This is a genomic window from Micromonospora sp. NPDC020750, assembly GCF_044334565.1.
GTDB lineage: Bacteria > Actinomycetota > Actinomycetes > Mycobacteriales > Micromonosporaceae > Micromonospora.
The window spans coordinates 214861-240130 of record NZ_JBIRTH010000005.1 but is presented as its reverse complement, the minus strand read 5'-3'; the positions used below and the strand labels follow the sequence as shown (position 1 = coordinate 240130).

At 73.0% G+C, this 25270-nt stretch carries 16 protein-coding genes; 9 read left to right on the top strand and 7 right to left on the bottom strand.

Annotated elements, in window-relative coordinates:
• Positions 1 to 219 precede the first annotated feature (219 nt).
• Together ACH4T9_RS17610 and ACH4T9_RS17605 are read right to left on the bottom strand one after the other, a co-directional pair.
• Positions 220 to 2343 carry a cellulose binding domain-containing protein gene (locus ACH4T9_RS17610; protein ID WP_396672386.1) on the bottom strand — a complete coding sequence of 708 codons (2124 nt, stop codon included), beginning with the start codon at positions 2341 to 2343 and terminating at the stop codon, positions 220 to 222.
• Positions 2344 to 2670: 327 nt separating this feature from the next.
• Positions 2671 to 4221 (bottom strand): class I SAM-dependent methyltransferase, encoded by a 1551-nt coding sequence (locus ACH4T9_RS17605; RefSeq protein WP_396672387.1) that lies wholly within the window; start codon positions 4219 to 4221, stop codon positions 2671 to 2673.
• A gap of 195 nt (positions 4222 to 4416) precedes the next feature.
• On the opposite strand from ACH4T9_RS17605, the gene ACH4T9_RS17600 reads away from it, so the two are divergent.
• The 4 genes from ACH4T9_RS17600 to ACH4T9_RS17585 all read left to right on the top strand — a co-directional run bounded on the left by ACH4T9_RS17600 (position 4417) and on the right by ACH4T9_RS17585 (position 11457).
• The gene (locus tag ACH4T9_RS17600; RefSeq protein ID WP_396672388.1) at positions 4417 to 6477 is read left to right on the top strand and encodes a putative bifunctional diguanylate cyclase/phosphodiesterase; all 2061 of its coding nucleotides are present in this window, start codon (positions 4417 to 4419) and stop codon (positions 6475 to 6477) included.
• A gap of 80 nt (positions 6478 to 6557) precedes the next feature.
• Positions 6558 to 7646: an NYN domain-containing protein gene (locus ACH4T9_RS17595; protein ID WP_396672389.1), complete on the top strand. Its 1089-nt coding sequence runs from the start codon at positions 6558 to 6560 to the stop codon at positions 7644 to 7646.
• Positions 7647 to 7702: 56 nt separating this feature from the next.
• A complete protein-coding gene (locus ACH4T9_RS17590; RefSeq protein ID WP_396672390.1) occupies positions 7703 to 9685 on the top strand; it encodes an ABC transporter ATP-binding protein in 1983 nt (660 codons plus the stop codon).
• The gene (locus ACH4T9_RS17585; RefSeq protein WP_396672391.1) at positions 9682 to 11457 is read left to right on the top strand and encodes an ABC transporter ATP-binding protein; all 1776 of its coding nucleotides are present in this window, start codon (positions 9682 to 9684) and stop codon (positions 11455 to 11457) included. Before ACH4T9_RS17590 ends, ACH4T9_RS17585 begins: the two co-directional genes overlap by 4 nt.
• Positions 11458 to 12236: 779 nt before the next feature.
• Here ACH4T9_RS17585 and ACH4T9_RS17580 read toward each other — a convergent pair.
• On the bottom strand, positions 12237 to 13091 hold the full coding sequence (locus ACH4T9_RS17580; RefSeq protein WP_396672392.1) for a hypothetical protein: 855 nt from the start codon (positions 13089 to 13091) through the stop codon (positions 12237 to 12239).
• Positions 13088 to 14155, bottom strand: a complete 1068-nt coding sequence (locus tag ACH4T9_RS17575; protein WP_396672393.1) for a hypothetical protein — start codon at positions 14153 to 14155, stop codon at positions 13088 to 13090. Before ACH4T9_RS17575 ends, ACH4T9_RS17580 begins: the two co-directional genes overlap by 4 nt.
• A gap of 357 nt (positions 14156 to 14512) precedes the next feature.
• On the opposite strand from ACH4T9_RS17575, the gene ACH4T9_RS17570 reads away from it, so the two are divergent.
• The 3 genes from ACH4T9_RS17570 to abc-f all read left to right on the top strand — a co-directional run bounded on the left by ACH4T9_RS17570 (position 14513) and on the right by abc-f (position 17818).
• Positions 14513 to 14872: a hypothetical protein gene (locus ACH4T9_RS17570; protein ID WP_396672394.1), complete on the top strand. Its 360-nt coding sequence runs from the start codon at positions 14513 to 14515 to the stop codon at positions 14870 to 14872.
• Positions 14859 to 15935, top strand: a complete 1077-nt coding sequence (locus ACH4T9_RS17565) for a T3SS (YopN, CesT) and YbjN peptide-binding chaperone 1 (protein ID WP_396672395.1) — start codon at positions 14859 to 14861, stop codon at positions 15933 to 15935. The genes ACH4T9_RS17570 and ACH4T9_RS17565 overlap by 14 nt, the downstream gene beginning before the upstream one ends.
• 245 nt (positions 15936 to 16180) lie before the next feature.
• On the top strand, positions 16181 to 17818 hold the full coding sequence (abc-f, locus tag ACH4T9_RS17560) for a ribosomal protection-like ABC-F family protein (RefSeq protein ID WP_396672396.1): 1638 nt from the start codon (positions 16181 to 16183) through the stop codon (positions 17816 to 17818).
• 11 nt (positions 17819 to 17829) lie between these two features.
• On the opposite strand, the gene ACH4T9_RS17555 is transcribed toward abc-f, so the two are convergent.
• Positions 17830 to 17919: a hypothetical protein gene (locus ACH4T9_RS17555; protein WP_396672397.1), complete on the bottom strand. Its 90-nt coding sequence runs from the start codon at positions 17917 to 17919 to the stop codon at positions 17830 to 17832.
• 233 nt (positions 17920 to 18152) lie between these two features.
• Here ACH4T9_RS17555 and ACH4T9_RS17550 point away from each other — a divergent pair, with 233 nt between their 5' ends.
• On the top strand, positions 18153 to 18872 hold the full coding sequence (locus ACH4T9_RS17550) for a YoaK family protein (RefSeq protein ID WP_396672398.1): 720 nt from the start codon (positions 18153 to 18155) through the stop codon (positions 18870 to 18872).
• An 84-nt stretch (positions 18873 to 18956) separates the two neighbouring features.
• On the opposite strand, the gene ACH4T9_RS17545 is transcribed toward ACH4T9_RS17550, so the two are convergent.
• Positions 18957 to 21629 carry an ATP-binding protein gene (locus ACH4T9_RS17545; protein ID WP_396672399.1) on the bottom strand — a complete coding sequence of 891 codons (2673 nt, stop codon included), beginning with the start codon at positions 21627 to 21629 and terminating at the stop codon, positions 18957 to 18959.
• Positions 21630 to 21759: 130 nt separating this feature from the next.
• Positions 21760 to 24057, bottom strand: coding sequence for a phospholipase A2 (locus ACH4T9_RS17540; RefSeq protein ID WP_396672400.1), 2298 nt, complete (start codon positions 24055 to 24057; stop codon positions 21760 to 21762).
• Between the two features lie 493 nt (positions 24058 to 24550).
• Between ACH4T9_RS17540 and ACH4T9_RS17535 the strand changes: the two genes are divergently transcribed.
• Positions 24551 to 25189: a CHAP domain-containing protein gene (locus ACH4T9_RS17535; protein ID WP_396672401.1), complete on the top strand. Its 639-nt coding sequence runs from the start codon at positions 24551 to 24553 to the stop codon at positions 25187 to 25189.
• Positions 25190 to 25270 lie beyond the last annotated feature (81 nt).

Here is a 25270-nt window from a genome sequence, read left to right as displayed (position 1 = left end):
CGTACCACCTATTGGGATGGCTGGAGATCTTGGAGCGAAATGGGACCGCCTGGAGGGGCCATTTCGCTCCAAGATCTCCCATCATGATCCGGCCTGGTGTCGGATATGGCGCTCCTGGTGGTGGTGTACGGGGGAGGCCCGGGGCACTGGGGCCGCACCCGCCCGGGTGAGACCGTCGGCCCGGGACCGGCGGGTGCCGGGCCCGGGCCGACGGCGAGGTCACAGCACGGTGCAGACGACGCCGTTGAGGGTGAACGCGGTCGGCAGGACGTTCGGGCCGCCGTACGAGCCGACGAAGCCGGCGCTCGTGCTGCCCCCGCCGCCGGCGATCTGCCGGTTGTCGGCGGTGTTGGTGACCCGGACGGTCCGGCCCACCTGCTCCCAGTTCGCGCTCCAGCCGCTGTTCACCTGCTGCCAGGTGGTGGGCCAGGTCCAGGTGAGCGTCCAGCCGTTGATCGGGGCGGCTCCGTTGTTGACGATGTCGACGGCGCCGACGTAGCCGTTGCCCCAGTTCGAGGTGTCGGTCAGGCGGATACCGCACGAACTGGTGGCGGGGCTGCCGGTGGTGAAGGTGAGCGGCGGTGAGGACCAGGAGACCCGGCCGGCGGTGTCCCGGGTCAGCACGTTGACCGTGTACCTGCCGCCGGGGACGAGGTTGCCGACCGTGAGCGAGGTCGCCGAGGTCTCGCCGAGCTGCTCGCTGATCGCCCCGTTCTGCCGGTACACCTCGTACTTGGCGATCGGGCTGCGGCCCGGGGCGGCCGCGGGCCAGGAGATGGTCGCGCCCCGGTCGGTGACGGCGGTGGCGGTGGGCTGGCCCGGCGCGCCGGGCTGCCCGGTGGCCGCGCCGGCCGGGCGCAGCACGAGCGTGGTCAGCGAGTACGGCGGCAGGACCCGGCTGGTCGCGCTGCCGGACTGGCCGGTGGTGATGGCGGTGGCGCCGTTGGTGTGGGTGTGCACCGTCGGCGCGGCGCCCGACGGGGTGAACCCGGCGTAGTCGATGGTGACCGGGTGCTCGTTGTCCGGGTCCTTGTTGACCAGCAGCACCGCGAGGTCCCCGTTGGCCCGGCGCGCGGCGTGCGCGGTGACCAGCGGCTCGTTGGTGCCGGCGCGGACGAACTGGTCGCCGGCCCGGGCGAACAGGTTCATCATGGACAGCCCGTGGTACGGCGCGAACGGCGTGTTCAGCGGTGGCTGGCAGACCGACCCGTCGGCGGTGCAGTTGCCGCTGGAGAGGATGCCGAAGTCCCCGTAGTCGGTGTGCCCCGCCACCTCGGAGACCGTGCCGATGCCGTTGTGCACGTTCCACCACTGCACCGTGAAGACCCCGTTCTCCAGCAGGTCGCTGTAGGCGTCGGCGAGGAACAGCGCCCCCGGCTGGGTGGTCCGGCCCGTGTCGACGTTCAGCTCGGTGAAGCTGATGCCGATGCGTCCCGAGTTCGGCCCGGCGTACGTGGCGATCTGCTGGCGCAGCAGGTGCGCGGCGTCGTCGATGTGGCCGGTGCGCGCCAGCGACTCGGCGGCGCTGCCACCCGGGTACCAGTGCACGTCCACGAAGTCGATCTTCGGCCCGGCGATCGAGAGTACGGTCCGGTTCCACGGCCCCGGGTCGGCCCCGGCGGTGATGCCGTCCGGCCAGTTCCCCGGCATGGTCAGCACCGCGCCGACCTTGATGGTGGGGTCGACCGCCTTCATCGCGTCGGCGTAGTCGACGACCAGCCGGGCGTACTGGGTGGCGCTCTTGTCGGGGTGGTCGTCGGCCTCCCAGGCCGACCCGTAGTGGCCGTTGCCGTAGTTCTCGTTGCCGACCGCCCAGTACTTCGCGCCGTAGCCCTTGGTGACGTTGGCGTACCGCACCCAGTCGGCGGCCTCGGCCGGCGTGCCGGTGCCGTAGTTCGCGATGATCATCGGCTGGGCGCCGACCCGCCGGGCCCCGGCCATGAACGTGTCGAAGTCGGTGTTGGGGGCGACGTACCCGCCGGGGGCGGTGTGGGTCTTCCAGTGGTAGATGTCGGCGTACGAGCCGCCCGGGTACCGCAGCATCTTCACGCCGGCGCCGCGCAACAGGTCCGACGTCTCGTCGGTGCCCAGGTTCTGGTCCCAGATGGCCTGGTTGACGCCCAGCGCGGTGTCCGGCACGGTCGCCAGTCCCGCCCGCGCGTTGACGGTGACGGCGACCGGGGTGGTGGTCGCCGCGCTGACGCTCGGCGGGCTGACCGTGGCCGAGGCCGCCGCGACGAGCAGCAGGCTCGCGGCGAGGGCCGGCCAGCGGCGGCGAGCGGACCGGGCCGGGCGTGACGGTGGGGGCTGCGCGGGGCACCCGGGGCTGATCGGGTTCTGCATGGTGGAGTGTCCTTCGTGGGTACGACGGAGACTCGCCCGGGCCGGTGACGGGTGGCTCGCACCTGCGGGTGCGCCGGTTCGGCGGCGGGCGGACTCGTGGACGGACTGCCCGGTGGTCATCGCAGTTGCCGCCGTCCACCGCAGGCCGTGCTGGCCCCCGGTTGCCCATCGGACGACTGTCAGCCCCGCGCGGCGACTAATCGACGCATCAGAATCTCACGGCGGTCCCGGGTAGCTCAAGGCCGCCCCGGACGCTTTCGTCCCGGGCCGCTTCCCGTTCCCGACCCGGTCCGGTGTCGTCCCCGGGATCGCCGGGTGGCGGCCGGGTCAGGTGTTGACCGGGCGGCGGGCGACCAGGAGGACGTGGGTGACCGGCCAGTCCAGCGGCCGGCCGTCCGGGGTGGACAGGGCGGCGACCGGGTCGAGGCGATTGGTGGCGATCCAGTGGTTGCGGTACGGCCCGCTGGCGGGGCCGACCTCGAAGCCGACGTCGGCCAGCAGCGCCTTCCAGTCGGCGTACTCCAGGCCGCAGAACTGCTCCTGGGTCTCCGACAGCCAGTTGTCGGTGTAGTCCTTGCGGGTCAGGAAGTCCATCGCCGCGCCCAGCGTCAGTTCCACCACCGCCCCGGCCGGGTCCGCCACCGGCCGGTACGCGAACGGGAACCGCCAGTCGACCGCGAACTGATCCAGCCGGGCCCGCGTCGACAGCCCGGCGACGTGGGCCGCCGCCTCCGCCGGCGACAGGGACGCCAGGTCGGTGCGCGGCCGGGCCGGGTTGGTGCCGTCCGCCGTTGCCAGGCGCAGTCGCACCGTCCGGTCCTGGCCGTCCGGCCCGCACACATCGCTGTTGATCCATACCCCGCCGGGTACGGTGTGGTCGTAGATGGCCTGCACGAACCGGCGCAGCGAGGCCATCCTGTCGCCGTACGACCAGATCTCGTGGGTCAGCGCGAAGGTCATCGTGGTGTCCACCGAGCGCGGCGCGAACACCGCCCCGCCGAGCACGTTGCGGCGGTAGAAGAAGACGTTGGGGTTGGTGAAGAAGCCCTGTGCCTTCTTGTGCACGCACTCCTCGAACAGGTGCCGGGCCACCTCGACGCCGATCAGGTCGCTCTCCCGCAGGGCCGGCTCCCGGTCGGCCAACTCCAGCACGGCGCCGGCGCCGCAGCCGATGTCGACGATCCGCCCCGGCCGGACGCGCTCGCGCACCGCCGCCCACTTGCGCTGCGCGGCGTCGGCGAACGCCTCGGCGTACGTCCGGTAGTCGCGGGTGGGGGTCAGGCCGCCCTCGTCGCCGACGACGGGGTCGTTGACCACCGCCCGCACCAGGTCGTCGAGGCGGTAGCGGGCGTACACGTCGATCGTCGCGGGGTGGGCGAGGTCCCGCCACGACGGGTCGCCGTCGGCCAGCCGCAGGAGCACGTCCCACGGCCGGGCGGGTGCTGGCGCGACGTCGGCCTCCACCCCGGCGATGGGGAAGCCGAGCCGTTCGTACATCGCGGCCACCTCCGGGGTGGAGCAGGCGACCACCGTGTCCGCCGGGGTCAGCTCCAGGCCGGTGGTCGCCGCCACGTTCTTCAGGGTCACCTCGGCGAACCGGTCCGTCACGGCGGTGTCGAAGACCGGCACGACCACCGAGCGGAGCCCGGCGAGGACGCTGAACCGCTCGATCGCCGCCTCCCGGCGGTGGTAGGGGACCGGGTTGCGCCGGGTGTTCTCGTGGTTGGCCGAGGTGACCGCCCAGACCACGGTGGCCCCGTCGCCGTCGCCGTCGCCGTCGCCGTCGCCGTCGCCGGAGCCGGCGAGCTGGCGCAGGTACTCCGCCTGGAAGCGGGTCAACAGATGGTGGCGGCCGGGAAAGAGCAGGTAGCGCGGCATGTGATGTTCCTAGCCGATGCCGGTCGGGCACCTTCGCGCAGGGGCCGACCTGCCTGACTACTCAGTCGGCGCGTACCCACCGGTCACCCGTGAGCGTGGCGAGCACCGCGCCCACGCCCGTGGGTAGACTCCGCGTCGCGGTCGGATCACCGTGTGCTGGTGTCGTGACGGGGCAAGGGACGGGGTGACCACCAGGTGAGGACTCTGCCCGCCGCCGCCGCCGACGCCGCGTCCACCGCCCTGATGGTCCTCGGCCCCGACGGCCGGTGCCTGTGGTCGAACGAGGCCGCGCGGCGGTTGGGCGTCCGGCCGGAGGACCTGCCGGTGACCCAGGTGGAGCCGGGCGGCCCGGCCATCGAGGCCCCCTGGCCCGACGCCGCCGGCCCCGCCCGCTGGCTCCAGGTGCGCTGCCAGGGCCTACACCACGAAGGGCAGTGCCTGCGCCTGTACGAGGTGCGCGATGTCACCGCCGAGCGTCGGGAGCGCGAGCAGGGGCGCAACCACCGCTGGCGCCTCACCCACATCGAGCAGCTAGCCAAGGTGGGTAGCTGGGAGTGGGACGTGTCTACCGGCGAGATCGTCTGGTCTGACGTGCTGCTGCAGATGGTCGGCTTCCCGCCGGGCACCGCGCTGGACTACCCGTCGTACCGGAAGCTGCTGCACCCCGACGACGTAGCCATGATCGAGCGGACCCTGCAGACCGCGCTGCGCACCGGGGCGCCGTTCTCGTTCACCCACCGGATGTACCTCGCGGACCGCGAGACGTTGCGCGTCTTCGAGTGCTACGGCGAGGTCTTCACCGACGGGGGCGGCGCACCGGCGCGCGTCCTGGGCACCGCCCACGACATCACCGAGAGGCGCCGGGCCCAGGACGAGCTGATCCGGCTGGCCGAGCACGACCCGCTGACCGACCTGCCGAACCGCCGGGCCCTGCTCGCCCGTCTGGACGACCTGCTGGTCCCGGGCGGCGACCCGTCCGGCGCGCTGCTGCTGATCGACATCGACAACTTCAAGGACATCAACGACGTGCACGGGCACGGCGTGGGCGACGACGTGCTGCGGGTGCTGGCCCGGCTGCTCGCCCACCACCTTCCGCCCGGCACGGTGCTGGGCCGGTTGGGTGGCGACGAGTTCGCAGTCGTGCTGCCCGACGCCTCGGCCGGCGACGCCCTCGCCGTCGCCGAGGGCCTGTGCAACGCAGCCGTGGGCACCCCGGTGCCGCTGACCGATGCCGGGCTGCGGGTCACCCTGAGCATCGGGGCCGCCTCGCTGCGGCCCGGCGACAGCCGGGACGTGGTGCTCGCCCACGCCGACCTCGCCCTGTATGAGGCGAAGAACGCCGGCCGCAACCGGGCCCGGCTGTACCTCCCGGAGCAGTACCGGCACGCGGTGCAGCGGGTCAACGTGGTGACCCGGGTCCGCAGCGCCCTCGACGAGCACCGGATGCAACTCGACGCCCAGCCGATCGTCGACCTGCTGACCAGCGAGGTGGTCAGCCACGAGTTGCTCATCCGGCTGCGCGACGGCCGGCAGCCGCCGCTGCCCCCGGCCGACTTCCTGCCCACGGTGGAACGCGACGACCTGATCGGCGAGCTCGACCGGTGGGTGGTGGCCACCGCCACGTCGGCGCTGGCCGATCGGTGGGCCGCGGCGGTCGGGATGTGCTTCGACGTCAACATCTCCGCCCGCTCGATGGAATCGCCGGGCTTCGGCGACTGGGTGGTGGGGCGGCTGCGCGCGGCCGGCGTCGAGGCTGGCCGACTGGGCCTGGAGGTGACCGAGACAGCGGCGATCACCAACGTGGCGGCGGTCCGCAACCTCGCCCGTACGCTGCGTAACGCCGGCTGCCGGCTGAGCCTGGACGACTTCGGCGCCGGGTTCGGGTCCTTCACCTACCTCAAGCACCTGCCGTTCAGCACCGTGAAGATCGCCGGTGACTTCGTCCACCAGGCCGACCGGGGCGGAGCCGACCCCGTCCTCATCGACGCGGTCGTCCGCGCCGCGCACGGGCTGGGCATGCACACGGTCGCCGAGTCGGTCGACCGTGAACCGCTGGTGCCCGCGCTGCGCCGGCTGGGTGTCGACGCCGGCCAGGGCTTCCACCTGGGTCGCCCGGTCCCGCTGGACATCCTGCTCGGCTCGGTCCGCGACGAGGGACAGGCCCGCGGCCCGGCCGACGCCGTGGCACGACATTCGGACCGGGCACGGGGCGCCCCGTCGGGACCTGACCGGGGCAGCCGGCGAGAGCGGCGTTGACGGCGGCGAGCCCGCACGCGATCGCGGTTCGCGGCGCGTACCCGCTGGTGGGCCGGGTGGCCGGGCGTAGGCTGGCAGCCGTGGATCAAGAAGACCGGATCGCCCTTTTCCTCGACTACGAGAACCTCGCCCTGGGGGCCCGCGAACACCTCGGCGGCATGGCGTTCGACCTGCGTCCCATCGCCGACGCCCTCGCCGAGCGCGGTCGGGTGGTGGTGCGGCGGGCGTACGCCGACTGGTCGTACTTCGACGAGGACCGCCGGATGCTCACCCGGTCCCACGTCGAGCTGATCGAGATGCCCCAGCGGATGGGCGCCTCCCGCAAGAACGCCGCCGACATCAAGATGGCCGTCGACGCCGTCGAGCTGGCCTTCGAGCGCGCGTACGTCTCGACGTTCGTGATCTGCACCGGTGACAGCGACTTCACCCCGCTGGTGCACAAGCTGCGCGAGCTGAACAAGCGCGTCATCGGCGTGGGCGTGGAGAAGTCCACCTCGGCGCTGCTGCCGCCCGCGTGCGACGAGTTCCTCTACTACGACCGTCTCGAAGGCGTCGACGCCCCGCCGGCGCGGGGCCGGCGCGGCCGGCCGGCCCGGCTGCCCAACGCCGAGCCGCCGCCGGCGGAGCAGGAGCAGGAGCGCGAGCCCGAGCCGCAGCCGGCGGCTGAGGAGTCGGCCCGCGACGTCGACACCCTCGCCGTGCTGGTGGCCCAGACCGTGGCCGGCCTCCAGGGCAGCTCCGGCGGCGAGGTGACCGCCTCGACGCTGAAGCGCACCCTGCTGCGCAAGGACCCGACCTTCAGCGAGTCCGACTACGGGTTCCGCACCTTCGGCGAGCTGCTGCGGCACCTCGCCGCGCACACGGTGATCGAGCTGGCGGAGGGCCCGGCCAAGGGCGACCCGGAGGTGTCCCTGCCCGAGCACGGCGACCGGGAGGTGGCGTTCGCGCTGGTGCGCGCCGTGGTGCAGGACCTGGCCGGCGACGACGGCGAGGTGGCCCTGTCCGGGTTGAAGAACCAGCTCCGCCGGGTCCGGCCCGACTTCAGCGAGAAGAAGCTCGGCTACCGCGGTTTCCTCCAGTTCTGCAAGGCGGCCGCCACCAGCGGGGCGGTCCGGCTGGAGTGGAACGCGGACGCGGACGACTACCTCCTCACCACACCGACCACCTGACCGCGCCGCGCGGAAACGGGCCTGCACGCGTCGGAGCCGCTCGGTAGTTTGGGCGGGTGCCGCCGCAGATTCCCCACCCCGATCCCGGTGTCCCGGACACGAGAGGGCCGCTGAGCTACATGTGGTGGCTGGTCCGCTGCCAGCCCTGGCGGGTGCTGCGCGGCAGCCTGTTCGGCACGGCCTGGATGATCGGGCTGTCGGTCCGGCCGTACCTGATCTCCCGCGCCGTCGACGACGGGCTGCGCGCCGGCGACGACGGCGCCCTGGTGTTCTGGGTCGCGGCGATCGTCCTCGCGGGCGTGGGCCTGGCGTGGCTCGGCATCATGCGGCACCGCACGATGACCTTCGTCCGGGAGGACGCGACGGCCCGCTCGGCGGCGGTCCTGCTGCGCCAGCTCGCCCGGATCGGCGCGGTGCTGCCGCGCCGGCTCGCCGCCGGGGAGGTGGCCACCGTCGGCGGCTCCGACATCAGCCACACCTCGCAGGTGCTGACGCTGACCGGCCCGGGGGTGGGTGCCGTGCTGGCGTACGCGGTCATCGCCGTCGTGCTGTGGTCGGTGTCCCCGCCGCTCGCGGTGTGTGTGCTGCTGGGCGTGCCGGCGATCGCGCTCGTCGTCGGGCCGCTGCTGCGCCGCCTGGAACGGGCGGAGTCGGTCTACCGGCAGCAGCAGGGCGCCCTCACCACCCAGGCGGGCGACATCGTGGCCGGGCTGCGGGTGCTCGCCGGGGTCGGCGGCCGGGGCCTGTTCGCCCGCCGGTACGCCACCGGGTCCCGGCGCCTGCTCGCCGAGGGCTACCGGGTCGGGGCCGTCAACAGCTGGATCGACGCGCTGACGGTCGCCATCCCGGGGTTGTTCCTCGCGGCCGTGGTGTGGCTCGCCGCCCGGATGGCGGTGACCGGCGACATCACCATCGGGCAACTGGTCGCCGTCTACGGCTACGTGGCGACCCTCATCGTGCCGGTCTGGTTCCTGCTGGAGGGCAGCTACCAGCTGATCCGGGGCCGGGTCGCCGCCGGCCGGATCGTCGCCCTGCTCACCCTGGTCCCCGACGACGCCGCCGGCCCGCGCGAGTCCGCCGGGCCGCGCCAGTTCGCCGAGCCGCGCCGGGCTGCTGAAGCGCGTCGGCCCGCCGACAAGGCAGCGCGGCCCGAGGGCGGCCCGCCGGCCTCCGTGCCCACCGCCCGTCCGCCCGGGAATCCGGCTGCCCCGGGCCGGGCCGGCGATCTGCACGACCCGGTTACCGGGCTGACCGTCCCGGCCGGCCGGCTGGTTGGCGTCGCCGCCGCCGACCCCGGCGAGGCCGACGCGCTCGCCGACCGGCTCGGCCGGTACGTCCCCGGCGACGTCACCTGGGGCGGCGTGCCGCTGGACGCCGTCCCGCTCGACGACGTGCGGGCCCGGATCCTGGTCGCCGACCACGACTCCTACCTCTTCGCCGGCACACTGCGCGACGTCCTGCGGGCCGGGCGGGCCGGGGACCAGGCCGGCAGGGTCGGCGACCGGGCTGGGCCGTCAGGTGACCGGGCCGGGCGGGTCGGCGGCGACGGCCGGGTCGACGAACACCGGGCCCACGCCGCCACCGACGACGCGCGGCTGACGGCGGGACTGCGGGCAGCGTTGGCCGAAGAGGTCGTCGACGCGCTGCCGGAGGGCCTCGACACCCCGCTCGGCACCCGCGCCCGCACGCTCTCCGGCGGCCAGCGGCAACGGGTCCGGCTGGCCCGGGCGCTGCTCGTCGAGCCGGAGGTGCTGATCCTGATCGACCCGACGTCCGCCGTGGACGCGCACACCGAGGCGCGGATCGCCGAGCGACTGCGGGCCGCGCGGGCCGGCCGGACCACGATCCTGCTCACCACCTCGCCGCTGCTGCTCGGCCACGCGGACACCGTCGCCCACCTGCGCGCCGGCCGGATCGTCGCCACCGGCACCCACGCCGAGCTGCTCGACCGCGACCGTGGCTACCGGGCGCTGGTGGCCGGGGACGGCGACGCCGCCGACCTCGACCCGTCCGCCGGGGTCGAGGGGGTGCTGCGGTGAGCGGGCTGCCGGTGGCGGACCGGGCCGCCGTACGCCGGGCCTCCGTGGACCTCGTCGGCCGGGACCGGCGGGCGGTCGCCGTCGTGCTGGCGCTGCACGTCGCCGCCACGGTCGCCGGGCTCGCCGCGCCGTGGCTGCTCGGCCGCATCGTGGACCAGGTCGGCGCGGGCACCGGCGTGGCCACCGTGGACCGGCTGGCGCTGGCGATCGTCGGCTGCGTGCTGGCGCAGGCACTGATCTCCCGGTACGCCCAGTACGCCGGCCACCGGTTCGGGGAGCGGGCCGTCGCGCGGCTGCGTGAGGAGTTCGTCCGGCGGACCCTCGCCCTGCCCGTCTCCGTCGTCGAGCGGGTCGGCTCCGGCGACCTGACGACCCGCAGCTCGGTCGACGTGTCGACCGTCGGGACCACCGTCCGCGACGTCGTGCCCACCATGGTCATCGCGTCGGCGCAGCTGGCGCTGCTGTTCGGGGCGATCTTCCTGCTGCACCCGTTGCTCGGCCTGGTCGCGCTGGCCGGGCTGCCCTCGATCTGGGCGGTGACCCGCTGGTACCTGCGCCGGGCCAGCCCCGCGTATCTCGCCGAGGGGGCCGCCACCGCCGAACTGACCGAGACGCTGACCACCACCGCCGAGGGCGCCCGCACCGTCGAGGCGCTGCGGCTGGCCGAGGAGCGGATCGGGCACGGCACCGACCGCATCGCCCGGCTTTGGGCCACCCGGCGGGCGACCCTCGCGCTGCGGACGGTCTTCTTCACGGTGGTGGAGGCCAGCTACCCGCTGCCGGTCGCCGCGGTGCTGCTCGCCGGCGGCTACCTGCTGTCCCGGGGAGCGGTGTCGCTGGGGGAGGTGGTCGCCGCCGCGCTCTACCTGCAACAGGCCATCGACCCGCTGGACCGGATCCTGCTGTGGACCGAGCAGGCGCAGCGCGGCATCGCGTCGTACGCCCGGGTGCTCGGCGTCGGCGAGGTGCCACCGGAGCCACCCGGCACGGGTTCCGTGCCGCCGGGGCAGCGGCTCGTCGCGCGCGGGGTGCGCTTCTCGTACGCCGACGGCCGCGACGTCCTGCACGGCATCGACCTGGAGGTACGCCCCGGCGAGCGGCTGGCCGTCGTCGGCCCCTCGGGGGCGGGGAAGTCCACCCTGGCCCGGCTGTTCGCCGGCATCGACGCCCCGCGCGAGGGCGAGGTGAGCATCGGTGGCTGCCGGGTCACCGACCTGGACCCGGCCGAGCGGCGTCGCCGGATCGCCCTGGTCACCCAGGAACACCACGTCTTCATCGGCTCGGTCCGCGACAACCTCGCCTTCGCCGCGCCCGACGCCACCGACGATCGGATGCGCTCCGCGTTGGCCGCCGTGGGCGCCGACTGGTACGCCGACCTGCCCGACGGCCTCGACACCCCGCTCGGTGACGGCGCCCGGCAACTCGGCGCGGCCGAGGCCCAGCAGCTCGCGCTGGCCCGGCTGGTGCTCGCCGACCCGCACACGCTGATCCTCGACGAGGCGACCGCCGCGATGGACCCGACCACCGCCCGGCGTACCGAGCGGGCCCTGGCGGCGGTGCTCGCCGGGCGGACCGTCATCGCGATCGCGCACCGGCTCAACACGGCGCACGACGCGGACCGGGTGGCGGTGCTGGAGGACGGCCGGATCACGGAGCTGGGCAGCCACGACGAGTTGGTCCGCGCCGGCGGGACGTACGCTGCCCTCTGGCGCTCCTGGCACGGAACTGTCCAAGGATCACGAGTCATCAGTGGTGGGCGGGAGGACGTTTGAGACCCGCAGCTGCCCAGGGGCAGTCCCAAACACCGGGCTCATTCCGAGGATGATCGCTTGTGTGGGGGAAGTAGTTCGACCCCGACCCGCACCATTCCACCCTGCCTCCGCGCGACTGCGTGCCCGGGTCGGTCGATTCCATCGACTCGCATCGTGATTGGCCCTCCGTCTCTCGTGAAATTTCGCCACCAACCCTTGTGATTCGGGAGGGCGACGTCGATACTCACGCGCTCTCCTGTGCGCCGGTACGCCACAGGAATCGAGAAACTTCGACCAGATTGGCGTCCCGTGTAGGTAACGACAGTCATCCGGTTCCCCGTCAGTCGATTCAACGTGGGTGAAGACACGAGCGGAAGTACGACGTTGTTGACGACTTTCGCCATTCTCTGCAGCAATGTCACCGATTGACTCCTTGATAGTGGAAGCTCGTGTAGATCCGCTTCGTCGGGTATACGAGCGGATTATTGTGCCGCATCCTGCGTAGGGATGCGCGGAGCCGAGGCGTCGCCAGCGCTGCCGACCGTGCGGGTACGCAACCAGCCCGGCGCGGACGCCGACGGGGTGCGCCTGGCCACCTATGCACGCCATGAAAGGGCTGGAGTTCCGGTGCGTCGCGGTGGTGGGCGCGACGGCGAAGACGATGCCGTCCTTCACCGTAGCCGGGGTGCTCACCGACGCCCTGGCCCCGCCGGCCAGCGGATGGCGGCCCGACGGGGCCTGGGTCCCGTACCTGCCGAGCCGCCGGCGGACCTGCCGCGGCCGGCGGGTCGGTCGGCGACTCAGCCGGGCTCGCGCGGCGCGCACGTGCGGGGCGGGGGCTCGTCGGCGTACCGCAGCTCAGGGCAGTAGCGCAGTGTGCGGGCGGGGGAGAGGGTCCACTCGTACCGGGCGGCCTGGAAGCCCATGAAGGTGACACGTCCGCAGCACCGGAAGGGCCCGGTGCCGTTCCGCAGCCTGAGCGTCTCCGACCCCTCGTCGACACCGAGGCGCACCTCCAGGTGGTACTCGACGACACCGGACGGAAAGGCCTTCACCTTGCCCTCGTCGGACCACGCCATTTCGGGACCCACCAGCAGCTCGACCCTCTGCCCGGCGGCGAGCGCATGGGGCGTGTCGTCGGCCGGGTCGGCTCGCGGCGAACCGGCGACGGGACCGGGGACGGTGAGGGGCCCGGCGGCGTCGCGGCAGGCCAGCTCGACCCAGGGCCCGTTCTCCTCGGTAAGGGGAACCTCCGCGACCGGTACCGGCAGGACGCTGAAGACGTTCACGTCCACGGCGCGCCGGGCATGCAGCGACAGGGCGTGGACTGGATCCCAGCCCACCACGATGCCGCCCTCCCGTTGGGCCCAGGCGGCGAACTGGCGGCAGTCCCGCACGTCCTGCGGTGGGCCGTTCCTGGCCTGCTCCTCACGTACCTGGAAGGCCAGCTCCGTGCTGTGACGGGTGCCCACGAGCGTGGCGGTCATGTCCAGCGCGCCGACCGGGCCGGCGTCCATGGTGCCGGGCGGCGCTGCCTGGTGGCCCCCGCCGCCGCCGTCACCCGATCCGAGCGCGCGGACCACGGCAAACGCGAGTACGGCAGGCAGCACGCCGACGGCGACGAGTCGGGTGAGCCGACGGTGTCGGCCGCTCAAGACTGATACTCCGGAGGTCCGGCGCCGTCGGTGCGCCAGCCGCCCGTGATCCGGGCGTGGTACCTCTCCTGGTAGTGGCGGGCCAGGGCGGTGCTCCGGAACGGCCGGCCGTCGTCGTCCACGGTGATCACCCGCCGCTCGCCGCCCAGGGCGACGTCGAGCTCGATGACCCACTCGCAGTACGACCGGTCCGTCTGTGCCTGGACGTCGACGGTCAGCGGTTCCCCCGGCGACAGGGTCAGCGAGTGGCGGTCGATCCACGCCGCCCCGAGCCCGCCGCCGTCCTCGAGGACGCGCGCGACGCTGTCAGGCTCGTCCAGGTCGAAGGCGACCTCCAAGGGATCTTCTCCGCCCTGGCTTCCCCGGAACACGAACGCGCCGGCGAGTGGCGTCGAGCGCTGCCGCACCCTGGCCCGGATCTGGGTGACGAACACCGGTCCGGTCCACTGGCCGACCACCGACAGCCGGACCCGGGTGAACGTCCGGTACGGATGCTGGTCGGAGACGGTCACCACCGCTCGGATGCCGCCCTCGGTGACCAGCAGGTCCTCGGTCCCCATTCCCGACGGGGGCGTGAACACGCGCCGCCGCTGGTCCGCCGTCAATGGCTGGGCGAAGAGGTATGCCATGGCGTCGACGGATCGGTCGTAATAGTAGGCGTTGACGGACAGCGGCGGCTTCTGCCGGGCCGTCGACTGTTTGGCCGCCTCGACCGCGCGGTCGTCGCGCACCGCCTGGCCGGGGGAGGTGAGCCGGCCGGACATCTCTGCGATCGCCGCGCCGACGACCGCGCTGGCCAGGCCGCCGCCCGCCGCCAACAGCAGGTTACGCCGGGAGAACCGGTCCGGCGCCTCGTCGGGCTGCCCGTCCGCGGGGGCCGGCGGGGTGTCCGGGGCGGCCGGACGGGGCTCGGGGCTGCCCTGCCCCGCCGCCCCGGGCTGCCCGGTCTTCTCCCCGCGCTTGCGCCTGCGGGGCGGTGGGGAGGTGCCGACCCGCCCCGCCCCGCCCTCGGGCCGGGCGGCCTGCGAACCGCGCCGGCCCGGTGCCTTTCCGGAAGGCGGCACGCGAATCACCTCCGAGTGCGAACCAAATGAGTCCACAGTGTATTGATCTCGGCAACCCGACGGCCGCGCCGCGCCGCGCTCCGGCTGCTCTCCACGGGCGAGTGTCCACGGCCGGCGGTAGCGCCTGCTGTACCCCCGGGTCGGCAGGTCTCGGGAGTGACCCCGGCTGGGGCCGACTGGTCTTCACGCCGGCCTACGGCGCAGGAAGCTGTCCGGCTCTTCACCGTTGGGCCCCGTCGGGCCGATCCGTCCCGAAGGGACGGTGGTTTGTGCCGGCCGGTTACCGTCGGCGATAACGTCGACACCCGCGCGGAGGGCGGTGCGGGTGGTGGATCTCTCGATCGCTAGGGTAGGGACGTGTCTCTATGGATGGCCGCGATGTGGGGAATGGTCGGCAGCGCCGTCGCCGAGGCACTGAACCTCTACGGCATGATGCGCCCGACCACCGAGTCCGAGGGCCGGTGGCAGTGGCCGTGGCGGGACCGCCGGGACCGGCCGATCGTCGTCTTCGCCGTCCTGCTGCGGGCGGTGGCCGGCACCGGCCTGGCCGCCGCGGCCGGTGCGGGTGGCCTGGCGGAGACCGCGTTCGCCAGCTTCACCTTCGGGGTGTCCGCGCCCCTGGTGATCGCCAAGATGTTCGACCAGGTCCGGACGGTGGAGCCGCCGGCCGACCCGCCCGCCGCCGGACCGGACGGTGAGCACGATGACGGCGCGTGACACCCGGTGGAGCCGCCTGGTCGCCGCGCTGGCGGCCCGGCCGGCCGTCACCGCCACCACCGCCCCGGTGCCCCGGCGCACCAGGTTGGCCGCCGCGCTGGCGGCCCGGCCGGTCACCGCCCCCAGCCGCCCGCAGGTGGCCGGGCCGGCCGATCGGCACACCGGCGACGGCAAGCTGACGGAACGGGTGAAGGGGATCCTGGCCGCCGTCCTCGGCGTCACCGCCGACCAGCTCCGGGTCGACGCCGACGGCGACGTGGGCATCCGCGCCGGCTCCGCCATGATCTTCGTACGCGCCCAGGACGACCCGCCCCTGGTGGACGTCTTCTCGCCGCTGCTCACCGGCGTCGAGCCGACGGAGACGCTGTACCAGCGGCTGTTCGACCTGACAAACGGGCTGGTCGTCGGCCGGATCTACTGCACCGGCGGCACGGTCTGGGCGTCCATCCCCGTCTTCGGGCAGGACTTCGTCCCCACCCACCTGCTGCTGGCCGTACGCGCCATGATCGCGCTGGCCGACGACCTGGACGACCGGCTGCGCCACGAGTTCGGCGGCAGCCGGTTCTTCGGGTCCGAGGCCACCGGGCTGACCCCCGTGCCCGACCCCACCGGGTACCTGCGCGACCTCGCCGACTCCGGTGCCGCCGGCGCGATGGGCGCGGGCAGCGTCCTGGTCGACCTGCTGGCCGACCGGGGGCACACCGACGAGCTGCGGCTGCGCGCCGATCACGGCGACTGGCACGCCGCGGCCCGCCTGGCCGCTCTCCTGGCCGAGCGGGGGCAGGCCGACGAGGCCGAGCGGTACTGGCGGGTCGCAGCCGACCACGGTGACGTGCGGGCGTACGACGAACTGGCCGCCCTGTTGGCCGCCGCCGGTCGCCCGGACGAGGCGATCGACCTGCTCCGCAGGTCCGTCGACCAGGGCAGTCGGCGCTCCCTGCCGCTGCTGGTCACGCTGCTGACCGAGCACGGCCGGCTCGACGAGGGCATCGACCTGCTGCGCCGGTGGGCGGCCCGCAGCGACTCGTCTTCCGGTGAGCGTCCGAACGGTCACGAGGCGTAGTCGAGGGCTCCGACCAGGCACCGCGCGCCAGGATGGTCGCGGCAGCGACCGCGCGTTATTCTTGCCCCAGTTGCCGGAGAACGGAGTGAACGTGGCAGGTGACGACGACATCTCCGGGTGAGATCCCGGACCGGCCGCCGACAGGCGCGTGATCGCGCTGTCGCCGCGGCCATCTTGTCGTCCCTGTTTCCCGCCGGGCACCCCGCTGTGTGTGCGCCCGGATCACGCGTTCTGAGGATCTCACCATGTCCAACGGCTACATCGTCTGCTCCGCCCTGTCCTTCGCCTGGCCGGACGAGACCCCGGTGTTCAGCGGTCTCTCCTTCTCCGTGCCCGGTGGCCGCACCGGCCTGGTGGCGGCCAACGGCGCGGGGAAGAGCACGCTGCTGCGGCTGATCGCCGGGGAACTGCTCCCGACCACCGGATCCGTCACGGTGCGGGGCACGCTCGGCTACCTGCCCCAGCACCTGCCCTTCACCGGCGAGCAGAGCGTCGCCCAGCTCCTCGGCGTCGACCGGATCATCGCCGCGCTGCACGCCATCGAGGCCGGCGACGCGAGTGAGGGGCACTTCACGACAGTCGGCAACGACTGGGACGTCGAGGAGCGCACCCGCGCCGAGCTGGACCGGCTCGGCCTCGGCGATCTCACCCTGGACCGGCTACTGGGCACCCTCAGCGGCGGGCAGGTGGTGTCCCTGGGCCTGGCCGCCCAGCTCCTCAAGCGTCCGGACGTGCTTCTGCTGGACGAGCCGACGAACAATCTCGACAGCGAGGGGCGGGATCGGCTGACCGCGGTGCTGCGCGCGTGGACCGGCTGCCTCCTGGTCGTCAGCCACGACCGGGCGCTGCTGGACGAGGTGGACCGCATCGCCGCCCTGGAGCACGGCGAGATCGAGTGGTACGGCGGCACGTACACCGACTACGAGCAGGCCGCGCGCGGCCGACGCGAGGCAGTCGAGCGTCAGGTGCGCAACGCCGAGCAGGACCTCAAGCGGCAGAAGCGGGACATGCAACAGGCCCGCGAGCGCGCCGCCCGCCGGGCATCGAACGCGTCCCGCAACCTGCCCAACGCGGGACTGGCCCGGATCGTCGCCGGCGGGCTGAAGCGTGATGCCCAGGTCTCGGCGGCCCGGTCGAACGAGACCCACGCGGACCGGGTCGGCGACGCCCAGGCCCGCCTGGACCAGGCCAGCCGTGCCGCCCGCCAGGACGACCGGATCGCGATCGAGCTGCCCGGCACCAACGTGCCGGCCGGGCGCACCGTCTTTCAGGGCGAACACCTGCGGGCCGGGTACGACGGCCGCCCGGTCTTCGCCGGCGAGGGCGTCGACCTGACCATCCGGGGCCCGGAACGCATTGCACTGACCGGCTCCAACGGTGCGGGCAAATCCACCCTGCTCCGGCTGATCAGCGGCGACCAGCCACCGGTGGCCGGCACCGCCGTCCGAGCCGACGGCCGCGTCGCGTACCTGTCCCAGCGGCTCGACCTGCTCGACTCCGACCGTACGGTCGCCGAGAACCTCGCCGCGTCCGCGCCCGCCCTGCCCGACGCCGACCGGATGAACCTGCTCGCCCGGTTCCTGTTCCGCGGTTCCCGCGTCCACCTGCCGGTGCGGGTGCTGTCCGGTGGTGAGCGGCTGCGGGCGACGCTCGCCTGCGTCCTGTTCGCCGAACCCGCGCCCCAGCTGCTGCTTCTCGACGAGCCCACCAACAACCTGGATCTGGTCAGCGTCGGCCAGCTGGAAAGCGCGCTCGTCGCCTACCAGGGTGCCTTCGTGGTGGTCAGCCACGACGAGCGTTTCCTGACCGAGATCGGGGTGACCCGCTGGCTGAGGCTGGCCGACGGGCGCCTGACCGAGACCGGCGCCCCGGAGGTCGGCTGACGGCACCCGCGCTACGGGTGCGCCCGGTAGCGCCCGTTGGTGATGTGGGTGGTGCCGATCGCCTTGCCCGCCGCCACCACGTTGGTCACCCGCTGGGGCAACAGCGCCCCTCCTCCCGGGCGCACCGGACCGGCCGCACATGTTCCCGGGCGCACCGGACCGGCCGCGCCGGGACGTGCGCCGGGTGCCCCGGGCGCGGCTGGGCGGTCCTGGTCCGCGGGCCCGTAAGTCCCCGGCCGGCGGCATGGACGGCGGGGGAGCGGGAAGAAGCGCTTCGCGAGTCAGTGACACGGGCCGGGGAGAGCAGTCGTATGAGTGGCATCCGGGGCCGGGGTTGACTGGACCCGGCGATGGGGACGAATCCGATGGGTCGGTCCTGCCCAGGCGGTTGGTGGTCCGGCTGTTGGTGGTGTTGACCGCCGCGTCCGGCTGCCTCGACGTGTTCTGTCTGACCCGACTCGGTGGTTTCTTCGCGAGCGTGATCACCGGCAACCTGGTGCAGTCCGGCCAGGCGATCGCCACGGCGGATGCCCGGGTGTTGGCGAGTGGGGCGGCGGCGGTGGGCGGTTACGCGCTCGGGGTGGCCGGCACCACCCTGTACCTGCGGCGGGTCAGGCCGGGGTGGGGACGCCGGACCGGGGCCGTCGCGGTGGCCGAGGCGGTGCTGCTGGTCGGCGTGGCGGGTGGCTGGGTGGGCACCGGAGCGCGTCCCGGGTACGCCGGCGGGCTGGCGCTGCTCCTCGCCGCCGCGGCGGCCAGCGGGATGCAGAGCGTGGTCACCATCAGCTCCGGGGTACGGGGCGCGTCGACGACGTACCTGACCGGCTCGCTGACCACCGTGGTCCGCAGCGTGGTGCTCGATCCGCACCGGTTCGCGGCTGGCGCGGGCGGGGTCAGCCGGCTGCTGGGACTGCTCGGCGGCGCCGTGCTGGGCGCGTGGACGTTGCGGGTGGCACCGCTGTGGGCACCCGTCGTGGCGGCGGCACTGGTGGTCGGCGTGGTGCTGGTCGCCGCGGCGTCGGCGGGCGTAACCGCCCGGGGGAGGCACAGGTGAGGGCTGTCGTGCGGTACGGCCGGTCGCGTCGGTACGCCAGGCCCTGAGCGGCAGGGGCAACCGGGCGGCGGACGCGGTCGCGGATCACGGTCGAGCACCGCTGTCACCCTCCACCGCCCCGTCTGTCGCGCGGATCAGCAGGTCCAGTTCGGCGGCCCTGTCCGTGTTGCCCAGCCGGGTGAACAACGCGTGCGCCTCCTGGAACGCCTCCCGCGCGGCCCGCCGATCGGAGTCCAGCCGGGCCCGGCCGAGGATGGTCAGCGTCGCGGCCTGGAAGGAGTGCCAGCCTCGGGTACGCCACAACGAGACGGACTCCTCCAGGTACGGGACGGCCTGGGTCGGGCGGCCCTCGACCAGCTCGATTTCGCCGAGGAGCCGGAGCGCCTCGGCCACGTGGTGGGTCAGGTGGTATTCGCGGCTCAGCGCCAGCGACATCTCGGCTGCCTCCCGCGCGCCCGGGGCACCCCGTCTGAAGTGCAGCTGGGCCAGGGCCAGCAGGGTCAGCGTCGCGGTGTAGTCGTCCCGGTAGGTGCGGGAGATCGTCAGGGACTCGGTGAGCAACCGGTGGCTTTCGTCGAGTTTTCCCAGCTCACGGTGGGCGATGCCGGAGAACTGCAACGCGGTCGCCTCCCAGCGCGGATTGCCGAGCCTCCGGGCCCGGTCGAGAGCGGCGGCCGTGTGGGTGGCCGCCGTGTCGAACTGCTCCTGTTCGAAGGTGGACACCGCCAGCGCGAGGTGGGCCCGCGCCTCACCGCCGAGGTGATCCGAGCGCGAGGCGAGGCGCAGCGCCCGATCGCCCATCGTGACGGCTTCCGGGTACGAGCCGGCCGCCGTCAACGCCCAGGAGCACATCACGGCCGCGTCCGAGCTGCCCTGATCATGGCCGAGGGCACCGAACATCTCCAGCAGCCGGAACGAGTCGGCGTGCAACTGGGCCATCGCGGCGTCGTCGCTCTGGTTGGCGCTCCAGGTGGTGACGTCGATCAGACCGCGGAGCATGACGGCCTCGCCGAGCAGGTTGCCGGCCTGCTGGCAGACCGCCATCACCTCGGTGTTGAGGCGGGTCCAGTCCGCGTACATGCCGCGCAGGTCGAAGTACTTCTCCAGCAGGCCCGCGAGGTCGAAGGCGAGGTCGTCCAGGCCGAGCCGGCAGGCCTGGCGGGTGGCGGACAGCAGTGCGGCACGTTCGGCGTCGAGCCAGTCCAGGGGGTCGACGCCCAGCACGTGCTCCTCTGCCCAGTCGATCGACGGACGCGGCGCGGGGCTGGCGATGAGGGCGAAACACGGGCCCGGGATCGCCGGGACCATCCGCTCCGCGAGCGCGACCCAACCGCCGAGCCCACGCACGACTGCCCGGGCGATGGCCTCCTCCGACTCGTCCGCCGCGGCGGACTCGACCGCGAACAGCCGGACCAGGTCGTGGAAGCGGAAACGGACCTGGTCCGCCACGTCGGTGCCGGCGACGGTGAGGAGCTGAGCGTCGACCAGCGTCTCGACGTGCTCGGCGGCCTGTTCGAACGGGCAGTTCAACACCGTCGCGGCCAGCCAGGTGGGAAAGTCGGGGAGGTCGAAGTGGGCGAGCAGGCGAAAGAGCCGCCGGGGCTCCTCGTCGAGCTCGCGGTAGCTCAGCGCCAGCGACGCACGTACGGCGAGGTCGCCCGTGGCCAGCCGGTCCAGCCGCCGACGTTCGTCGCCGAGCAGCGCCGCCAGGTGCGCCAGTCGCCAGGCCGGGCGGGCCGCCAGCCGTGCCCCCGCTATCCGTACGGCCAGTGGCAGTCCGCCGCAGTACTCGGCGATCTCGGTGGCCTGATCGAGGTGCCGCATCACGCGCTCGCCGTCGGTGATCCGGGCGAGCAGCCGGATCGCCTCCGCCGGCGTGAACAGCTCCAGCCCGATGTGCCGGGCGCCCTCGATGCCGGTCAGCCGTAGCCGGCTGGTGACCACCACGGCGCACGTCGGGGCGCCGGGCAGGAGTGGGCGGATCTGCCGCTCGGAACTCGCGTTGTCCAGCACGACCAGCACCCGACGGGAGGCCAGGAGGGTGCGGTAGATCTCGGCGCGTTCGCTCTGACCGTCGGGGACGGCGCGGGGGTCGACCCCGAGGGCCCGCAGGAACCGGGCGAGCACGTCACCCGGGTCCAGCGGGGAACCCTCCGCGTCGCGCAGGTCGACCCAGAGTTGGCCGTCCGGGTACGCCCCGGCCAGCAGGTGCGCCACGTGCAGGGCGAGCGTCGTCTTGCCGACGCCGCCCATGCCGGAGACCGCCGCGACCACCTGGACGCCGGGGCCGCCCTCGTCGGCCTGGGGCCCGGTGAGCAGGTCCCGCAGGGTCTCCACCTGTGCGGCGCGACCGGTGAAGTCCGCGATGTCGGGTGGCAGCATGCCGGGCGCCGAACGGCCGGGACGGGCAGCCGTCGCCGGGGGCCCGTGCCCCGCCGAGGGCGGGCCCTGGCCGCCCGGCTGCCCGAAGCGGGCCACCAGCGCGTCACGGGCCGTCACCCAGTCGGCCACGGCCCGGTCGTCCAGCCCGCAGGCTCGGACGAATCCTTCGACGACCTCGCGCCTTGGGAGCGTGGACCGGCTCAGCACGGAGGCGAGTGTGCTCACCGCGAGATGGTCGCCCGACGCCCCCGCCTTGGCCGCCAACTGCCGGAAGGTCAGGCCGGACCAGAGCCTCAGCGCGCGCAGCGCGGCGATGAACTCGGCCGGTGTGGCCGGCTGCTCGGGGCGCGGCGGATCGAGACTGAGCTGGGTCATGTCCATCCTCCGGCACGAGGCAGCAGTCGATGCCCATCGTAGTGCCGGCGGACGACCGTCCCGTGCCCCGAGCGAGCCGGGCCGCCCGGGTTCCCGTCCGGATCGGACCGGACGGGAACCCGGGCGGTGGTCAGTACTCGCTGCGGTACTTCATGCTCCGGCCGCCGGTCAGTCGCACGGCCGTGTAGTAGGTGTAGGCGGTCGACCGGCAGTTGGCCCGTACCAGGATGTTGTAGCGGGGGCAGGTGTGGTCGCGCAGCAGGCTGTAGAAGACCGCGTCCACGGACGCCTTCTTGGACTTGTCCCACTGCTGCGTCTTGAGGTAGATGATCCCGTAGCCGTAGTCGTGCGCGTCACAGGCGCTGCGGAAGTCGAAGCCGGACGGTCGGTCGGGCGACGACGTGCAGTGGTCGTGGGTGACCCCGACGACGGCCTTCCGGGTCGGCGTCCGCTTCCACGACGGCTGGATCTTCCGCCCGCCGTACTCCATCGGCACCGGGCCGGCCCAGCAGCCGTTCTGGCCGAGGAGGTACTGCGTGGCGTATCTGCACTGCGTCGGTAGCGCCAGGGGCGCCGGGTCCGCCGTCGCGCCGGAGAGCTTCCCCGGTGCGGCGTACGTGAGGGTCCACGCCCCCTCCTGGGGCGTGTTCAGCCGGGTGATGTTGCCCTTCGTGTCGTAGGTGTACGCGGACACCAGTACCGGATCGCCGTCGACCTGGCGGACGTCGCGCACCTCCCGGAGCCGCTTGAGCTGGTCGTACGCGTAGCGCACCACGGTGACCGGGGTGGTGGCGCCGGCGGCGGTGCGATCGATCTGTTTGAGCTGCCCGGCCACGTCGCCGAGCTGCGTGGCGGTGGCGGTGGTGCTGGTCGCGTAGCCGAAGGTCGCCGAGGCGCAGCCGGCCGCGTTCGGCACCGTGCAGTCGTCCTGCTCCGAGGCGGGTGCGGTGATCCGGCTGATCCGGCCCTGTGCGTCGTACCCGATCAGAACCGTGCCGGTCGCGGCGTCGCCGATGCTGGTGATGAGCCGGTCCGCGCCGACCGTGCGCCAGACGTAGGTGAGGCCGTCGGGGCCGCCGCTCTGGGTGAAGCTGCCGTCCGCGTTCCGGACCACCGTGCCGCCGTCCTGGGCGACGAAGGTGCCGGGTCGCGCCGGGTCGGCCTCGAATCGGAGCGACTGGGTGCCGATCGAGAGCTTGACCTGGAGGTAACCGTTCGCGCTGTAGTCCTTGAGCCGGTTGCCGAGCATGCCGCCGAGGGGTTCGAGACGCCAGTTGGGGCCGAGCACACTCTCGTTGGGGTTGGTGAGGTCGATCCGCTGCCCGGCGCTGTGGCTGCGTACGGTGAGCAGCCCGTCTTCGGTGACGTCCGAGCCGCGGGTGACCCACGACCCGGTCTCGGGCTCCGCGAGGCCCGGCCACTGGTCGGCCGGCGCGGGGCCGGGATCGGCCGGGTCATCCCCCTCGCCGGGCGTGGTCGGGATCTCCGAGGTGACCGTCAGGGTGGGCGGAGGACCCAGCTCCTCGGTGTTCTCGGCGGAGGTGAACACCCGGTAGTTGGCCGTCCTGGTCTCGCTCGGCGCCTGGAGGACCAGGCCGTGGTTCTTCGCGGTTCCGGCGGCCCACTGGGCCACTATCCCGGTCACGTCCCAGGACATCCGTCCGCTGCCGCAGCTGCCCAGCTGCGAGCCCTCCCGGCTCAGCACGGCGTCGGTGGTGCTGCTGGTCGGCTGCGGTGTCCAGGTCTGCGCGGCGGGGTCCCAGAAGTCGGTTACCCGGCGGACCTGGATGCCCGCGCCGACCGTGGCGCCGCACCCGGGGGCGTCCACGTTGGTCAGGGTCAGCTCCGCCTTCGTGGGGACCTGGAGTCCGCGGGTGTCGAACGCCAGGTAGGCCCGGGCTTTCTCTCCGTCGGCCTCGGTGCCTGCCTTCAGGTACTCGCCGTCGGCGTTGTTCCCGTCGAAGTTGCTGTTGACATCGGTGTCGCCGAGGAGCGGAAGCGCCACCGGTGGGTCGATGGCGGACGGTGCGGTCGCGGTTCGGCCGGCGGTGGGCTTCGCCGGCCGCCGGATCAGCGTCCACGACCCGTCTGCCCCCCGTGCGCGGACGGGCCCGGTGGTGATCTCGGTGACCAGTTTGCCGTCCGGGGTCGCCCTGGTGATCGAGGTCGCGGTGGTCGCGGCCGGTACGATCACCGGCAGGCCCGTACGCCGCGCGTCGGTCGCCGCCGTCCGCAGCGCTTCGGCGTGGACGCCGGACACCGTGTCGGCCGGCCCCGTCGTTTCCGCGCTGCCGGGTGCGGCTGGTGCGGCGCCGGCGGGTCCGGCGGGCGTCCACGGCGTCACCAGGAGCACCCCGAGGGCGACCAGTGCTCCGGAGGTCGTCGTCCGTGACCGCCGGGGTGGTGCGGTGGTCAGTCTTGTTCTCATCAGGATCCTTAAGGGACTGGGGGACTGGGCGGGAAATCAGCGGTTGCGCTCCCGGAAGGAATTGCTGTCGGCCCGTTCGGACGCAGTCCTGCGCCGGGCGCGGTGCGGCTATCCGTCGTGCTGGGAGAGCCCTGTTGGACATCGAAGCACGGGCAGGTGGGAAAACGCGTTGTCCGAGCCTTCCGAGACTGTTCCGAACAGATCGGGACACGACAGGGCGTCCTGTGATGAGGCTGGTCGTCATCGTTCGAGGCTGTCCGGACCTGTTCCGAATCAATTCCGAACGACGGTCCTGATGCTAGAAAGGAAACGCATCCATTGTGTAGCCGAGCGCGTCGGGATCGCGCATTCGTGTCGACGGCGACCCGGTGCGTCTGGTCGAGGCGCATGTCGTCGGGCGCAGATCGCTGACTGCACGCCGTAGCAGAGGCTGCGGCCCATCCCTGGAGGACCGATGAACATCGTGAAAAGGACCGTCACCGCGGTTGTGGCTGTGACAGCCGCAGGCGCGGGCGTGATCATTCCGGCGACCGCCGCCCACGCCGCCGACACCAACCTGGGCATCGACGTCGGCAACATCGCGTACAACCAGCTCTACTCGGACAACGCCGAGGTGCTGGAGCGCTTGTCCGAGAAGGGCACCAACTGCAACTTCTACACCGGCTTCTGGGCCGACCCGAACAACGACCGGTACGACAACAACCCGGCCTCCACCTGTGGGAACTCCAGCAAGGGGTACGAGTACCGGGACGGGACGAAGTCCTGGGTGACGGTCAACTGGCGCGCCCGCGCGTGGTGCGCCGACTTCGCGAAGTTCGCCTTCTACTGGGGCACCGCGAAGTACACGGGCCTCAACGCGCTCGCCTCGAGCTTCAAGACCTACGGTGTGAACAACGGCACCTGGCACTCGAAGGGCAGCTACATCCCGCGCAAGGGCGACGCGGTGGTGTACGACTGGGAGGGCGACGGGGTCATCGACCACGTCGGCATCGTCACGTCGTTCTACGAGACCAACACCGACGGCACCTTCAACTCCATCGAAGGTAACCGCTCCAACAAGGTGCAGCACTTCCTCGGCACGTCGAACAAGGCGGCATCCGTCGTCGGCTTCACCTCGCCGGTGCCGAAGTAGACAACGGAAGGGCACGCTCGCCCGGTGGCGGAGGCGCTGTTGCGATCAGGCGCCGAGCCCGCCGGGCGAGCGTGCCCTTGT